Annotated in this window: 16 protein-coding genes; all 16 read left to right on the forward strand. The window is 39.1% G+C overall.

The features are described 5' to 3' along the window. On the forward strand, nt 1-543 hold a 543-nt coding region (locus AC4HAI_RS00005; RefSeq protein WP_491109925.1), incomplete at its 5' end, for a TipC family immunity protein. A gap of 68 nt (nt 544-611) precedes the next feature. After that, nucleotides 612-758, forward strand: a complete 147-nt coding sequence (locus AC4HAI_RS00010) for a hypothetical protein (RefSeq protein ID WP_491109926.1) — start codon at nt 612-614, stop codon at nt 756-758. Nucleotides 759-1,219: 461 nt separating this feature from the next. Next, nucleotides 1,220-1,840 (forward strand): sugar transferase, encoded by a 621-nt coding sequence (locus tag AC4HAI_RS00015; protein ID WP_491109927.1) that lies wholly within the window; start codon nt 1,220-1,222, stop codon nt 1,838-1,840. Nucleotides 1,841-1,859: 19 nt separating this feature from the next. Further along, the gene (locus AC4HAI_RS00020; RefSeq protein ID WP_491110267.1) at nt 1,860-3,308 is read left to right on the forward strand and encodes a flippase; all 1,449 of its coding nucleotides are present in this window, start codon (nt 1,860-1,862) and stop codon (nt 3,306-3,308) included. 9 nt (nt 3,309-3,317) lie between these two features. After that, on the forward strand, nt 3,318-4,109 hold the full coding sequence (locus tag AC4HAI_RS00025; protein WP_491109929.1) for a DUF4422 domain-containing protein: 792 nt from the start codon (nt 3,318-3,320) through the stop codon (nt 4,107-4,109). Between the two features lie 20 nt (nt 4,110-4,129). Beyond that, entirely contained in the window at nt 4,130-5,239 is a 1,110-nt protein-coding gene (gene glf, locus AC4HAI_RS00030) for a UDP-galactopyranose mutase (protein WP_491109930.1), read from the forward strand. A gap of 35 nt (nt 5,240-5,274) precedes the next feature. Further along, nucleotides 5,275-6,639, forward strand: a complete 1,365-nt coding sequence (locus AC4HAI_RS00035; protein WP_491109931.1) for an O-antigen polymerase — start codon at nt 5,275-5,277, stop codon at nt 6,637-6,639. 25 nt (nt 6,640-6,664) lie between these two features. After that, a complete protein-coding gene (locus AC4HAI_RS00040) occupies nt 6,665-7,693 on the forward strand; it encodes an acyltransferase family protein (protein ID WP_491109933.1) in 1,029 nt (342 codons plus the stop codon). A gap of 29 nt (nt 7,694-7,722) precedes the next feature. After that, nucleotides 7,723-8,550, forward strand: coding sequence for a LicD family protein (locus tag AC4HAI_RS00045; protein ID WP_491109934.1), 828 nt, complete (start codon nt 7,723-7,725; stop codon nt 8,548-8,550). A gap of 11 nt (nt 8,551-8,561) precedes the next feature. After that, a complete protein-coding gene (locus AC4HAI_RS00050) occupies nt 8,562-9,551 on the forward strand; it encodes a glycosyltransferase (protein ID WP_491079093.1) in 990 nt (329 codons plus the stop codon). 18 nt (nt 9,552-9,569) lie between these two features. Continuing rightward, a complete protein-coding gene (locus tag AC4HAI_RS00055; protein ID WP_491079094.1) occupies nt 9,570-10,574 on the forward strand; it encodes a glycosyltransferase family 2 protein in 1,005 nt (334 codons plus the stop codon). Nucleotides 10,575-10,602: 28 nt separating this feature from the next. Further along, nucleotides 10,603-11,571: a glycosyltransferase family 2 protein gene (locus AC4HAI_RS00060; protein WP_491079095.1), complete on the forward strand. Its 969-nt coding sequence runs from the start codon at nt 10,603-10,605 to the stop codon at nt 11,569-11,571. Continuing rightward, on the forward strand, nt 11,568-12,404 hold the full coding sequence (locus tag AC4HAI_RS00065) for a LicD family protein (RefSeq protein WP_491079096.1): 837 nt from the start codon (nt 11,568-11,570) through the stop codon (nt 12,402-12,404). Before AC4HAI_RS00060 ends, AC4HAI_RS00065 begins: the two co-directional genes overlap by 4 nt. Nucleotides 12,405-12,414: 10 nt before the next feature. Beyond that, entirely contained in the window at nt 12,415-13,137 is a 723-nt protein-coding gene (locus tag AC4HAI_RS00070) for an IspD/TarI family cytidylyltransferase (RefSeq protein ID WP_491079097.1), read from the forward strand. A 9-nt stretch (nt 13,138-13,146) separates the two neighbouring features. Then, the gene (locus AC4HAI_RS00075) at nt 13,147-14,193 is read left to right on the forward strand and encodes an NAD-dependent epimerase/dehydratase family protein (RefSeq protein WP_491109935.1); all 1,047 of its coding nucleotides are present in this window, start codon (nt 13,147-13,149) and stop codon (nt 14,191-14,193) included. Between the two features lie 181 nt (nt 14,194-14,374). Next, the gene (locus AC4HAI_RS00080) at nt 14,375-15,427 is read left to right on the forward strand and encodes a hypothetical protein (protein ID WP_491079099.1); all 1,053 of its coding nucleotides are present in this window, start codon (nt 14,375-14,377) and stop codon (nt 15,425-15,427) included. Nucleotides 15,428-15,456 lie beyond the last annotated feature (29 nt).

Consider the following 15,456-nt stretch of genomic DNA (forward strand, 5'->3'; position numbering starts at 1 on the left):
CACTACGATAATGTTTTTGATGAGATGGCTCAGAATTTACAAAAACGTCCTAATGGGACATTGGCGGAAAATCTTGGTGGGGAAGTTTCCTATAGAGAGGGCTTTTTGGAAGACAATGGTGTTCCGCCTGATTCATACTTTTATTCAGCTAGCAATGAAAAAGGGAAAAATACTGGTTTACCAAAAACTGTCACCTCCGTAAGTATAGAGGTCAGCCAAAAGCCTGACGAAGAGCCAATATTTATCTACTATTATTACCAATTGACAGATAAGCTGGAGGTACAGGTTTCTTTTGATTATTTCAAAGATAGTCAAACATTGTCACAGACCCTTACAATAAAGAATAATGGGACAAAGAGTGATTTTCAGCAAGCACTTACAGACAAAGGACTGACAGTAAAAGACTTTCAAAGGCAGACTAGAGATATTCTAGGGCGTACGGTTATCCGAGCATGGATAGGTGCAAAAGATACTAAGAGCCACTTTTCAGAAAAAAATTGGGGTGATGTTAAGATTAGTTCCGTGACAGTAAAAGAAGATTGAGCTTTTTAGAAGACAGTCTGCTGGAAGTTGCTTAATCTTCACTCACTGGTTAATGCTACTATAAAATGATGAGAGAGTGTGATATTCGTGCTGATATGGGTCTTGGGGAGAAAAAAGAAAGTGGTTCATATGGTTTAGATGACAATTACTACAATACTGATAAGCCCTATTATCAAAAGCAAAGAGAGGAACATTATAACGAAAGGCAAGGTTAAGATTAGATTTTCGGCACCTGTTAAAGTATTTTTCGGTCTTCTCTTATTTGCTTTTATCTACTTTCAATACCTAAAAACAACTCGTCTTGACTGGAAATATGATGATAAGTGGATGATTGGTAAGACAAAGTATCAGATTGAACGGTGCTATGGTGAGTTTGACAGAGAAGATTTATTGTCTAGCGCTCTCTCTGAAATAGTTTGAATATCTAGGAGTCTGAATTGTTCTAATCGAGTTCAGGCTCTTTATTTTGTCTAGAAAAATATGGTATGGTACTCATTTTTTAAGTGAGGTTTGATGATAATATGTTATGTTTAAGGTATACTATTACACGTGCTATTATTGTGACAAAGCTATTATCAGAAATAGGTATCATCCCTATTTCTTTTATATAGAATGGGGCTCATTAGCTCAGATCTTTTTATGTCATAGTGGTAGGAAACTAAGTTAAGGACGCATCATGTATCAAACTGTTTTTAAACGTCTAGCGGATATAGCGGTCGGGTTGATTGGCATAGTTGTTTTTGTCATCCCTTTGACGATTTTTGTGGCGATCTGTTACGCTTTTGGACGTGACAAGGGGCCAGTCTTTTTTAGGCAAGAGCGTATGGGCCATAAGGGTAAGACGTTTAAGATTATTAAGTTTCGCTCTATGGTAACAAATGCTGAAGCCATGCTAAAAGAGGATCCAGCCCTCTATCAGACTTATGTAGCCAATGGCTATAAATTTCCAGAAGGTCAGGATCCACGCTTGACCAAGATTGGAGATTTTATCCGTAAGACCAGTCTGGATGAATTTCCGCAATTTATTAATATCCTTAAGGGTGAGATGAGCTTTGTTGGTCCTCGTCCGATCTTAGCAGTAGAGCTAGAAGAGTATACAGATCAGGAGCAAGTGGAGCTTTTATCTGTTAAGCCTGGTGCGACAGGATGGTGGCAGGTTTCCGGACGCAGCGATGTTCGCTATCCAGAGCGCTGTGAGTTAGAATTATACTATCCGCGCAATTTTTCAATTGGATTAGATATTAAGATTTTATTTCTGACGATCAAATACGTCCTGACCAGGACAGGTGCTCATTAAACCATTAGAAAATTGAGGGATTACTGTGAAAAAAACTTCCGTTAAAATAAATATTGTCATGAATTTTATTTTGACGATGTCGAATTTAATTTTCCCATTGGTGACCTTTCCTTATGTATCTCGTATTCTTTTGCCAGTGGGGACTGGTAAGGTTGCTTTTGCGACATCTATGGTGTCCTACTTTGCTATGATCGGGATGCTTGGGATTCCGACTTATGGGATTCGGGCTACCGCTAAGGTTAGAGAGGATAAGGAAGAACTATCAAAGACGGTTCAGGAGATCCTGGTCATCAATACAGTGGCTATGGGCGTCTCTTTGCTTTTCTATCTGCTAGCGATTGTTCTGGTGCCACGTATGGCAGCGGATCGGACCCTTTTTATGATTAATACAGCTATTTTGGTCTTTAATCTGATGGGTTGTGAGTGGCTCTATAAGGGGTTGGAGCAGTATACGTATATCACCGTGCGTTCTATTATGTTTAAATTGCTAGCCTTGCTCCTTATGTTTTTGCTGGTTCACCAGCAGGGTGACTATGTTATTTACGGTGCGATTACGATTTTAGCTAGTGTTGGCTCTAATTTTTTAAATCTCCTTAACCTTAGACGCTATGTCAGCTTGAAATGGTATTCTGGTAAGGATTATAAACGGCATCTTAAGCCTATTATGAGCTTTTTTATGATGACGATTGCAACGACGGTTTATACCAACCTCGATAGTGTCATGCTTGGCTTTATGAAGGGGGATGAGGCCGTTGGTTATTATAATGCTGCTGTTAAAATCAAGGGGATTTTGGTCAGCTTGGTCACTTCTATGGGGAGTGTCCTTCTGCCTCGTTTATCCTTTTATATCAAGGAAGGACGCTCAGATGAATTTCGCAGTCTGACGGTGCGTTCCTTACAGTTTGTCCTCTTTATTGGCATTCCTTTGAGTACTTATTTTATTCTCTTTGCAAGAGAAGGGATCTATTTTTTGTCGGGGAGTGCTTATGCGGGCTCTGTCATTCCGATGCAGATCATCATGCCTACTCTCTTTTTGATCGGGGTATCTAACCTCCTAGGTATTCAGATCTTGGTACCGATGGATCGAGAGCACAAGGTCTTAGAGTCTGTAGTTCTGGGGGCTGTGATCGACATTGCATTTAACCTGCTTTTCATCCCCAGCTATGGTGCAGCTGGTGCAGCTTTAGGGACCTTGGTGGCTGAAGCAGGGGTGACCTTGTATCAGATTTATGTCCTGCGAGACTTTCTCTGGGAGATTCGATCAGAGATCAAGGTTTATAAGGTGGTTCTAGCAGTGGTCTTTGCTAGCTTTGTGACCTATTTTATGAGTCAGTACTTTTTAGGGCAAGCATCGACTTTTCTGACTTTGCTGATCAGTGCCATGCTGTTTGGATCTAGCTACCTTTTGATGACAAGCCTGGTCAAGGAAGAATTTACTAGCTATCTTTATCGTTATTACAAGAAGTAAGGAGACTGCGTGAAAAACGTTACATTATTGGTTGCAGCCCACAAACCCTTTGCTGTGCCTAAGGATAAGCATCTCTACATGCCTATTCAGGTCGGTGCTCAAGGAAAGGACACTATCGGCTTTAGACCGGATAATACTGGGGATCATATCTCAGAAAAAAATCCCTACTACAGTGAACTGACTGGTCTTTACTGGGCTTGGAAAAACTTAGACTGTGATTATCTGGGGCTTGTTCATTATCGGCGTTATTTTGCTAAAAAGCGCGTGAGCTATAAGGAAGGTCTGGCTATGGATGAGCTGATCCTTGACCAAGAGGATCTTGATAGGCTCTTAGGTCAAGCTGAGGTTATCGTGCCGAGTCGTCGTAGGTATTACATCGAAACTTTGTACTCCCACTATGCTCATACCTTTGATGGGAGGCATCTGGATGAGACTCGCAAGATTATTGAGCACATCTGTTCTGACTATCTCTCAGCCTATGATAAGGTCATGAAGCAGCGTTCAGGCTATATGTTTAACATGTTTATCATGTCTAAGGAAAATGCTGATGCTTACTGCGCTTGGCTCTTTCCTATTATTGATGCTCTTTTTGAGACGATTGAGACGGATAAGCTGACGCCTTTTGAGGCTAGATTATTTGGCCGGGTCAGTGAAATACTCTTTAATGTCTGGTTAGGACAGCAAGGTCTGAGCGTCAAGGAAGTCCCCTTTATCTATATGGAGAAGGTCAATCTCTGGAAGAAAGGCATGGGCTTTCTTATGGCTAAGTTCTTTGGTAAAAAATATGAAGCAAGTTTTTAAAAAGTAAAGGAAACGGTATCATGACACACTATGATTATTTAGTTGTTGGGGCAGGTCTATTTGGGGCTGTCTTTGCCCATGAAGCGGCTCTCAAGGGCAAGAGAGTCAAGGTTATTGAAAAGCGTGACCATATCGCAGGGAATATCTACACTAAAGAGGTAGAAGGCATTCAAGTGCACGAGTATGGTGCGCATATCTTTCATACATCAGACAAAGAAATCTGGGATTATGTCAATCAGTTTGCGGAATTTAACCGCTACACCAACAGTCCCATTGCGAATTACAAGGGTGAGATCTATAATCTCCCCTTCAATATGAATACCTTCAACAAGCTCTGGGGAGTGGTGACACCAGCTCAAGCTCAGGCTAAGATTGAGGAGCAGCGGGCAGTTCTAGGTGGTAAGAAACCTGAAAATCTGGAAGAGCAGGCTATTTCTCTGGTGGGTACCGATATCTATGAAAAGCTGATCAAGGACTATACGCAAAAGCAATGGGGCAAGCCAACCACTGAGCTACCAGCCTTTATTATCCGCCGTTTGCCGGTGCGCTTAACCTATGATAATAATTATTTCAATGATACCTACCAAGGAATTCCGATCGGGGGTTACACTCAGATCGTTGAGAAGATGCTGGATCATATCAATATTGATGTAGAGACGGGGGTTGATTTCTTTGCTGAGAAGGATCACTACTTGGCAGACTTTCCTAAGATTGTCTTTACCGGTATGATCGATCAGTTCTTTGATTATGAGCTGGGTGAGCTGGAATACCGCAGTCTGCGCTTTGAAACCGAAACCCTCGACATGGAAAATTACCAAGGGAATGCCGTGGTCAACTACACAGATGCAGATACACCGTATACTCGTATTATTGAACACAAGCACTTTGAGTTTGGGAACCAACCGAAAACCATTATTACCAAGGAATACTCTAAGACCTGGCATCGTGGGGATGAGCCCTATTATCCTGTCAATAATGACCGCAACAATCACCTCTATAAGGCCTATAAGGATCTGGCTGAAAAGCAAGATAAGGTTATTTTTGGTGGACGTCTCGGTCACTACCGCTACTACGATATGCACCAAGTCATCGCCGCTGCCCTACAGTGTGTGAGGAAAGAAGTGGGGTAAGAAATGCCCTATAATTATTTATTTAGGAGTTTTTGATGCTTTTCTTGATACTAGCTGTCGCATTATTTTTTGTTATTTTTAATTTTAGATTGTTCAATAATGACTTCTTGAGTCCTGCAATTATTTTTTCGGGAACGTTTTTTGTGCAGGCACTTGTATGTTTGTTCGCATTGTTTTATCTAGATTTACAGTTTCATGCTGAAGTTTTATTAATCCTTGTAGCATCCTTTATGATATTTACAGGACTTACCTTGCTATTTTCTAAAATTGAAAATTCTCGCTATAGTTTGGATGTCAAGCTGGAACAGCAGAAACCATTAAAAGCACTAAAAATTTCAAATATATTGGTTCTCATTTTTATTGTAGTCTTTATTTATGCTATTTACTTGAAGTATAATCATTTAGATAGAGTTGCAAGTGCAGCTGGATTGGGCAATGGTAGCTTAAGTGAAAAAATTGCCCTATTTGATAATTTAGTTAAGTTTGATATGCAACGTTATCGTAGTTTGGGAATATTTCAATCTAGGATTTATAATATTGTTAATACGTTTGCACAAGCTTTTGGATACCTTACGGTATACGTATTTGCTAATAATTTAGTGATAAAAAAACGGGCAAATCTTCTTTATTTCTTAGTCATTGTTTTGATGATTATTTTGTCTTATCTCTCTGGTAGTCGTTCAGGGATTTTCCGAGTTATAACGTTTTTTGGAGTAGTTTATTATTACTTCTATCAGAAAAATAATCATTTTCAAATTGATAAAAAATTACTCAGGAGATTGTTGACTGCTGCTATCGTTATAGTATTCTTGTTCTTATCGACCTTGAGCTTATTTGGAAGAACTAATTCTTATAGTGAGATTAATAGCTTTCACTATTTATTTATCTATTTAGGAGCGCCACTGTATAATTTAGATGTTTTTATACAAACGCATAATCTTCCAATACCTCAACAGAATTTTGGTCAACAGACATTTATTAGCCTTTATCATTATTTATGGGATATACAAAAGGTTCCTCATATACCTTTAGACATCCCTTTTGTTAGATATAATGCGACATATGGTCTGGGCAATGTTTATACAACCTTTTATCAGTTTATATATGATTTTGGCTTATTCGGATTTATTCCGCTTATTTCGATAATTGCTGGTTATTATGCTTATGCCTATAATAAGCTCAAATATGGCATTATTAGTCTATCAAGAATAGATTTTAGGTTGTTTCTATACGCATTTTTATTTAACGATCTAATCATGTTGATTTTTTCTAATCGCTTTTTTGAAACAATATTAGATTTTAACACGATCCGCATGTTGTTTATTGCTTATATATTGTCTGGGCTAATTTTTGAAAAATCAATTCGAATTGGAAAACTTAAAATTAAATTATACAGATAAGGTGTTATAAAGGAGACTGTTATCAGTGACAGAAAAAAATGTTGGAATAAAGATGTCTAGGATTAGTTGGATTGATTTTGGAAGAGGTTTTACAATCTTTTTAGTGGTAATAGGGCATGTTCTCTTAGGATTATACCAATCAGAGCGATTTCCAAATTTCAAAGATAGTCTTTGGGTAGCTATTCAGTCTATTTATATTATCCATATCCCTGTATTTTTTGCATTATCTGGTTATTTTTTTAAATTTCAACAATCATTTAGTAGTTATATAAATTTTGCGTTGCAAAAAACTTTACAACTTGGAATTCCTTATATCGCTTATAATATTATCCATTTTGTACTCCAGAAAGTCGGTGGTGGGAGTGTTAGAGATGCTACCAGTTTATCAGACCTAGTTAATATTTATAAGGTACCATTGAGTGTTTCTTGGTTCCTTTATGTACTATGGGGGATTTTCCTTGTTTTAGGATTATTGTCTATTTGGATTAAGGATAAAAAGATTTTATTTAGTATTACTTTTGCCATGCTTTTAGCGGTTAACCTTTTTCCAAGTGACTTGATGATAGTTCAGCGTGTTGGTCTGTGGGCATCTATCTTTATGCTAGGAAGTCTGCTTCGAGAGGTGTCATTTGAGAATGTGAAGTTCTGGTTACCAACCTTGAGCCTCGCAATTTTAGCCTATCTTGTGATTTGGTATCAGTTTGATTTTACTAATCGTATTTCCTATTCACTGCCAAGATTTTGGGGTGCCATTTTCTTCATAGTTGTGCCTTTTGCTTTCATGGTATTTGCTAAATTTCCTACAAATCGCATGAAAAAATACTTTGTTGGCTACGGAAAAGATAGTATCGTCATCTATATTCTACATGCACCGATTGTCAGTGTGACACGTATCTTTTTGTTAAAACTTGGAATAAGTAATCTATTTTTGCACTTGCCATTAGGACTACTGGCAGGTTGGTTTGGTAGCATCTTTGCCATTTATTTAATGACAAAACTACCTTATGTTGATTTTATCTTTTATCCAGCACGTTACATCATCCTAAGAAAATAAATATTAGAAAGTCTACGGGAACACACCTTATGTTTAAGCGCTTATTAGAAAAGCATCATCAAAAAATTCAATCCCGTGTAAAGGTTGATTTATTTTGGGAGAAAAAAGAGGAGATCAATGGTATTCACTATCGTATGTTGGCTGATTTCGATCAGTTCTGTCGGCAGCATGGCATTGAGTACTGGTTGGAAGGTGGTTCACTGATCGGTGCTTATTTCCACCAAGCTATTATCCCGTGGGATGATGATCTTGATTTGGCTATGACTCGTGAAAATTGGAATAAGTTAGAAGCCCTCAATCCTCAATGGAAGGATATGGTACTTCAAACCTATGGGAATGATAAGGGATTTAATAGCGTCAAATTTTATAAACTAAGAGATAAGCATTCTTATCTCAATGATGGTCGTTACTGGTCTTCAGAGTCTAATGACTATCAAGGGATGTTTGTGGACATTTTTGTATATGACGACACCGATATTCCTAGCTATGATCAAACAGGTTTCAAGCACAAATGGCGCTTACAGGCAGAACTCTACAGTCGGATGTTTTACAATGTCTGTAAATTCTACCCTTTTGAAAAGCTCAATCGACGCAGTCTCGAAAAGCATTACCGTATAGATCCTCAGGCTAAGTATATGCGTCTGGATTATCGCTGCAGCACCCGTGAAAATAAGCACTATTTCCTTGAAAAGAAACGTGTATTTCCTCTTCAAAAGGTCAAGTTTGGAGAGGCTGAGTATCCAGCTCCAAAAGATATGGAATATTATCTTCATATCCAGTATGGAGATATCGTTAAATATCCTCCAAAAGAAAAGCAGGTGCCGTCGCATTTGATTGCGTATAAAAAATTTGACTAGGAGTAATTGACATGATTAGTGTGATCATTCCTTGCTATAATGCAGAGGAGACGATTGAGTCTTGTTTTAATAGTCTTATTCAGCAGACTTATGCTGATTGGGAATTGATTTTTATCGATGATGGTTCTTCGGATCAAACCTTGGATAAGTTGTATGCTTTAAAAGCTAGTCATGAAGAGCTGACTATCAAAGTGCTTCATCAAGCTAATCAAGGAGTCTCTTCGGCTAGGAATTTAGGCTTAAGCCATGTCAGTGGTGATTTTATAGCTTTTGTCGATGCGGATGATAGTGTTGAACCAGACTATTTAGCCAAACTTTATGGAGCATTTGAAGACCCGAGTGTTGCCTTGGCAGTGTGCTCCTATACTGCAGTAGATAGGGAGCAGCAAAGGAAGACAGTCTATTCTATCAAAGCAGGTATGTTCAGCAAGGATCAGGCATTGGAATATCTCATAGCAGAAAAAGGTCCTCAGGGTTATCTGTGGAATAAGCTGTTTTTAGCGAGTGTTATCAAAGGAAGCTCATTAGTCTTTAACAGAGAAATCTTCATGGCTGAGGATCTTCTCTTTGTGGCAGAGTATCTGATAGCGATGACAGGAAGAGTCAAGCTAATGAATGAGCCTCTCTACCGTTATATGATATTTAGTAATAGCAGTAATAAGACTCGCTTGGCTAGTCTGCAAGCAGGTTATGATAAGTATTTTGACAATTTTTTAGACTGTATGGATCGCATTGAACAATTAATACCGTCTGACTTACCCAGGGCTAGGAAGGCTGTTCTTGCTAGGAAGGGGCGCATTGCCATTCAATATTTGAGAGCTAATTTGCTCATGCATAAGCATGATAAGGCTAAAACTCGTCGTTTACGTCAGATCGCAGCGACCAATAAAAGGAATTTCTTTACTAGTTTAGATAGCAGTCCCAAGACAAACATGATTTATAATCTTGTCCTTTATCTCCCAAGATTAGCTTATTTACGAGATAAACGTCACTTTAAATAAATGATAGGATAATCCAATATGACAAAAATTTTAACCATTACTGTTCCCTCTTACCATACTGAAAGCTATATGGATACTTGTTTGCCGACGCTTCTCGACGAGCGTATCAACGACAAGCTGGAAATCCTGCTAGTTAATGATGGTTCCACGGATGGCACTCTTGCTAAAGCGAAGTCATATGAGGAAAAATGCCCAGCAACCATCAAGGTTATTGATAAAGAAAATGGCGGTCATGGGTCAACGATTAACAGTGGTATGGCTGTAGCCAGAGGTAAATATTTTAAGGTAGTCGATGGAGACGACTGGGTCAATACAGAGGAACTTGTGTCCTTAGTCGAGCACCTTGAAAAAATTGATGCGGATATCGTCATCTCTCCTTATGAAGATCATAATATGGATACAGATGAAATCGTAGAGCAATCTTATCCGATTACTGCTGAGAAACTTCAAAGCTATGATGAGCTGCTTGAGGAAGCGGGCCGTCTTCCTATGATGCATGCGACAACTTTTAAAACTAGTATTTTAAAAGAGCATAGCATTCATATTGATGAAAAGATGTTCTATGTCGATATGGAGTATATTAGCTTTCCTATGCCCTATCTTGAAACTGCTATTTATCTTCCTTATAAGGTCTATTGTTACCGCATGGGGACAGCGGAGCAAAGCGTTAATCCTGCTAATTTTGTCAAGAACCGTGAGATGCACCGCAAGGTAACGTATCAGCTGATTCGTTTGTATAATAGATTGGCCTCAAGCCACCCTAATTCTGTTCGCTTAAAAATACTGGAAAATCAATTAAGCAAGACAGAGGTAGCCTTGGATACCAATATCAGTCTTTTCATGGACGATACCAAGCAAGCTAAGCAGGAATATCTAAGCTATCAGTCAATGGTTAAAGAGCTGAATCCTGAGATTTGGCGTTTAGCAAAGGCTAATAGTAAAAAAATTGGTCTTTTGTCTATTGGGCATGCTTTTTGTTTTGGCTTACTGGCTAAGTATGCTAGGACAAAAGGCATTCGCTAATGATAGCATGACTAAAACGAGGTAAGAGATGGCAAAGCCGCTAATATCAGTGATCATTCCAATTTATAATGTTGAGGAATACCTTGAAAAAAGTGTTGATTCTGTTAGGAATCAGACATTAAAAAATATAGAAATTATTTTGGTTGATGATGGCTCCACCGATCAGTCTGGAACGATTTGCGATCGTATTGCTGCACAAGATGAGCGTGTCAAGGTAATCCATAAGCCAAATGGGGGCGTTAGTGATTCTCGAAATGTCGGAATAGAACATGCAAGAGCTGATTATATTGGCTTTGTTGATTCGGATGACTATATTGACCAAACCATGTATGAGCGTCTTTATCATGAAATCATGAAGGAAAATGCTGACGTGGCTTATTGTGGTTTCTATCATGTCCATGGTGCGCTTAAAAAGTTAGACTATGATACTAATAAGGGGAAAGTTGTTTTAAGCCGTGATGAGTTGGTTGAGAATGTCCTATATTCTAACAATGTCACCATGCATTTGTGGAACAAGCTATATAAAAGAGCACTTGCTTTAAAATATCCTTTTCCAGTTGGAAAGACCTACGAAGATGCCTTCTTTATCATTCCTTACTTTTTAGATTGTCAAAAGGCGGTCGGTATTATGGAACCCTTGTATTATTATATAAAGCGAGAAGGCAGTATCGTCAATACAACTTATCTTCCAAAAGATATGAATGTCATCTACGCTCATGAAGCCAACTATCAACGCCTAAAGGATAATCCTAAGTTTAGAGATGGAGCCAAGTACCGTTTGTATTGGAGTCGTTTCTATGTCTTAGACAAGATGCTTCAGGCGAGAGACTTTGGTGATTATGACCAAAAAAAAGGCATTATCAAGTACCTCAGACGTCATTACCTGGATATTCTAAAAAATCCCTATGTTAAAAGAGGGCGTAAGCTAGCTATGACAGCACTCATGCTTCATGAAAAACTGTATCAATTAGCTTTGACTAGGAAGGAAAATCAATGAATAGTCTTGAGATCATCCAGAAAAAGGAAATCGGGATTCTTACTGAGTTCATCAGAGTTTGCCAAAAACACCGTCTTCACTATTTTGCCTTGGGTGGTACGCTTTTGGGAGCTGTGCGCCATCAAGGATTTATCCCATGGGATGATGATATTGACTTGGGCATGCCTAGGGCAGACTACGATAAGCTGATGGCTTTACCTGAGACTGAATTTCAAGCACCTTATAAGTGTATCAATGAAAAAAATACGCCTTCATTTACTAAGGCTTTTATGAATATCCAAGATACCAGCACCAAAATCCGCATGACTTATAGTAATGTTGCACAGGATCAGAGTATTTGGATTGATATTTTTCCAATAGATGGTATGCCGGGAGGGAAGTTTTCTCGTTTTATTCATGAGAAACGCTACCTGTTTTCACGCATGATGGTACAGCTCTCTCAGTTCAATACCATTGTCAATCAAAATAAGGACAATCGACCATTTCTTGAAAAGGCTTTGATTAAGTTTGCTAGTGTGACCAAGATAGAAAAAATCTTACCTTATAAGCGGTGGCAAGGATACTATATCAAAACCTTATCCAAATATGATATGACACAAGCCTTCTCGGGCAACCTATCAGGGGCTTATAAGTTAAAGGAAGTTGTTCCGACAGATTATTTTGGGCAAGGTGCCTATCTAGACTTTGCGGGTGTTCAACTGAGGGTACCTACAAAGTATAAGGAGTACTTGGCAGCTATTTACGGGCCCAACTATATGGATCTGCCCCCCGTTGAAAAGAGGGTTCAGCATCAATATGATATTATCGACCTAGGTGGAGCACCAGAAGAATAAGGAGAAGAATATGAATATAGCCGTTATTATTGCTGGAGGGACAGGTTCGCGTATGGGACAGGATATTCCCAAGCAATTCATCAATGTCTATGATAAGCCGATCTTACTTTATACTTTAGAGTCCTTTCAAAATCATCCCCTCATCGATGCTATTGAAGTAGTCTGTATTGATGGCTGGCATGACATTTTGAAAGCCTATGCTAGGCAATTTAATATCACTAAGCTTAAATGGGTAGCCTCTGGTGGAGATACGGGTCAAGAGTCTATTCGTAATGGAATCTACAATCTTCGAGGGGAAGTAGATGATGAGGCTGTTATCATCATTCATGACGGTATTCGTCCTTTGGTAGATGATAGCGTTTTGACTGACGTCATCCAAAAAGCAGAAAAATATGGGAATGCTGTCACTTCATTGCCTTATAATGAACAAATTTTTGTGATTGATGACGATAATGAGATGACAACGACCAAGTATATTCCACGTGAAACGCTACGCCGTGTATCAACACCGCAAGCCTATCATTTTGGTTTGTTGAATGCGAAATATCAGGAAGCTTTTGAAAAGGGCATTGGTATCTATGGGTCATCTTATACCAATACGATGATGGTTGAGCTGGGAGAAAAACTTTATTTCGCAGCTGGTTCTGACAAGAATATTAAGTTGACGACCAAGGATGACTTAGAAATGTTTAAGGCTTATCTCAAAGCGGATAAGGATAAGTGGTTAAAGTAGGGTTGAAAGATGGTATTTTATAAGCATGACCTGTATTTAGATGATGTCGCTTACACCTCACAGCTGGCGATTGATTGGAAGCAATTTCAGGATTCTTCTATCCTTATTTCGGGAGCCACAGGACTACTGGGCTCTTTCTTAGTGGATGTGCTTGCCCAAAAGAATTTTCAGGATAATCTTAACTGCAAAATCTATGCTTTGGGTCGAAATCAAGAAAAAGCTCAAGAGCGATTCGCTTATTTTGATGAGGATTTTTTTGAATTTATTTCTTATGATATCAATGAGCCCTTGCAGTTTAGTCGTCAGGTAGACTTTGTTGTCCATCTGGCTAGCCATACCCATCCTCTGGCCTATGCGACAGATCCTATAGGAACTATTACAACTAATATCATCGGCTTAAAAAATATGTTGGATCTTTGTGTTTCTAATCAGGTCAAACGTTTTGCCTTTGCTTCAACAAATGAGATATACGGCGAAAATCGAGGCGATGTAGAGCTTTTTGATGAAAGGTATTGTGGCTACATTGATTCAAATACCTTACGTGCTGGTTACCCTGAGAGTAAGCGTGCCGGGGAGGCACTCTGTCAAGCCTATAAGGAACAGTATGGTGTGGATGTCGTGATTCCACGCTTCACCCGCTCTTATGGTCCTTCAATTTTAACAACAGATACAAAAGCTATCAGTCAGTTTATTTTTAAAGCGATTCATCGAGAAAATATCGTCCTCAAAAGTGAAGGAAATCAATATTATTCCTATACTTATATGGCTGATGCTATTTCTGGCTTGTTGGTGATTTTGACAGAAGGTCAGTCAGGAGAAGCCTACAACATTGCGGATGTGACATCAGATATCAGGTTGAAAGATCTAGCTGGTCTTATTGCTGAGCAGGTTGGTACTAAGGTTGTTTTTGAGTTACCGGAGCTTAGGGAAGCAAAAGGTTACAGCAAGGCAACGAAGGCACGTCTAGACGGCAGTAAATTACGAGCCTTAGGCTGGCAGCCTCGATTTGCTATTCAAGAAGGTATTGAGCGAACTTTGGAGATCCTTAAGAATTAATAGCAGGGCTCCCCATCAAAGCCTGACCCTTGTCTAAGTTTTATGGATTTTTGCCAAGTTTGTTATTTTAAGGGTGACGACTAAAATTATCATGAAAAAAAGATTCTTTATCTGTTTCTTGCTTTTGGGCTTAATGATGTTATGGATCATGAGTCCCAAAACTAAATCAAAAGAAAATCACATGACTGTTCATATTAAAACCCAGGCAGACCTTGACAACTATTTAGAGAAGACAGGTAGCAACTGGAGTCAGGACAGCGTTTATTTTGAGAACACTAGGCCGCTATCTTTTCCTGAGGATAAGGTCTACCGTATATTAGCCCCTACTTTCTGGTATATTTCCGAAAAATCGAAGGGATCGATTGACTTTGGTTATTCTAGGATACTAATCGGAGAGAGAGGTTTTTTTACTTGGGATATCGCTGGAAGTCATAAGACAAGACTGGGCAGGGCGAGTCAATTATCTAATCTTATTGTTACGGGAAGTATGGATGAGCAGACAGATCAGCAGACAGGTGAAATTTTTCAACCGTATAGCTGGCGCGGCCACTTCCATACTCGTCTTTTCCATGCTAGTGATTTGGTCTTTAAAAACATGACCTTTAAGAATGCTCATAAGTCTGATGATCATATTTTTGATCTAGCAGGGAGCCGTCATATTAGCTTTGAAGGTCTCACATTTAAAGGCTATGGTGGAGAGGATTTGACCTCAGCTGATATTCAGGCTCGTTACAAGAGGTCACCGCATTCTCTTTATTCTGAGGCCATACAGGTCGATAGTGCTATTGAGACTTCTTTTGGGGGCTTGGATCTTTCAAAGACTGTGCTCTGGAAGACTGACCGTTATGATCAGGAACCATCCTCTTATATTACAGTGAGGCAGTCCAGATTTCTTCCTTACCATGGTCCATCGGGGCAACAACTCATCGAGGGGAATATCACTGGACGAGTGCAGCGTCCCTATGGTCCGACCTTGGGATCTCATACGCATGGCAATGCTGATTATCATCATATTAGATTTGTCCATAATACTTTTGATCATACGGTTTATGCTGAAGGGATGGATAGGCGGATTCTTTACCCTATCCATATGAATAAATTTTCTAAGAGCCCGACTTACTTACGTGATCATCACATCACTATTGAAAGCAATACGTTTAGACATCAGGGCTCTTACACTGCATCAGATAGTGGTGTGATTGATGAGGACGATTGGTATGGCTGGTATCGCTGAGATTTTTAGCTAGGGAGTGATTGCATTAG

The organism is Streptococcus sp. ALY_208 (assembly GCF_058314295.1).

Excerpts from the sequence above, each read along its gene's own strand:
- AC4HAI_RS00055 (WP_491079094.1), top strand. The coding sequence starts at position 9,570 with ATGACAAAAATTTTAACCATTACTGTTCCCTCTTACCATACTGAAAGC.
- AC4HAI_RS00050 (WP_491079093.1), top strand. The coding sequence starts at position 8,562 with ATGATTAGTGTGATCATTCCTTGCTATAATGCAGAGGAGACGATTGAG.
- AC4HAI_RS00060 (WP_491079095.1), top strand. The coding sequence starts at position 10,603 with ATGGCAAAGCCGCTAATATCAGTGATCATTCCAATTTATAATGTTGAG.
- AC4HAI_RS00065 (WP_491079096.1), top strand. The coding sequence starts at position 11,568 with ATGAATAGTCTTGAGATCATCCAGAAAAAGGAAATCGGGATTCTTACT.
- AC4HAI_RS00080 (WP_491079099.1), top strand. The coding sequence starts at position 14,375 with ATGACTGTTCATATTAAAACCCAGGCAGACCTTGACAACTATTTAGAG.
- AC4HAI_RS00015 (WP_491109927.1), top strand. The coding sequence starts at position 1,220 with ATGTATCAAACTGTTTTTAAACGTCTAGCGGATATAGCGGTCGGGTTG.
- AC4HAI_RS00045 (WP_491109934.1), top strand. The coding sequence starts at position 7,723 with ATGTTTAAGCGCTTATTAGAAAAGCATCATCAAAAAATTCAATCCCGT.
- glf (WP_491109930.1), top strand. The coding sequence starts at position 4,130 with ATGACACACTATGATTATTTAGTTGTTGGGGCAGGTCTATTTGGGGCT.
- AC4HAI_RS00010 (WP_491109926.1), top strand. The coding sequence starts at position 612 with ATGAGAGAGTGTGATATTCGTGCTGATATGGGTCTTGGGGAGAAAAAA.
- AC4HAI_RS00070 (WP_491079097.1), top strand. The coding sequence starts at position 12,415 with ATGAATATAGCCGTTATTATTGCTGGAGGGACAGGTTCGCGTATGGGA.
- AC4HAI_RS00035 (WP_491109931.1), top strand. The coding sequence starts at position 5,275 with ATGCTTTTCTTGATACTAGCTGTCGCATTATTTTTTGTTATTTTTAAT.
- AC4HAI_RS00075 (WP_491109935.1), top strand. The coding sequence starts at position 13,147 with ATGGTATTTTATAAGCATGACCTGTATTTAGATGATGTCGCTTACACC.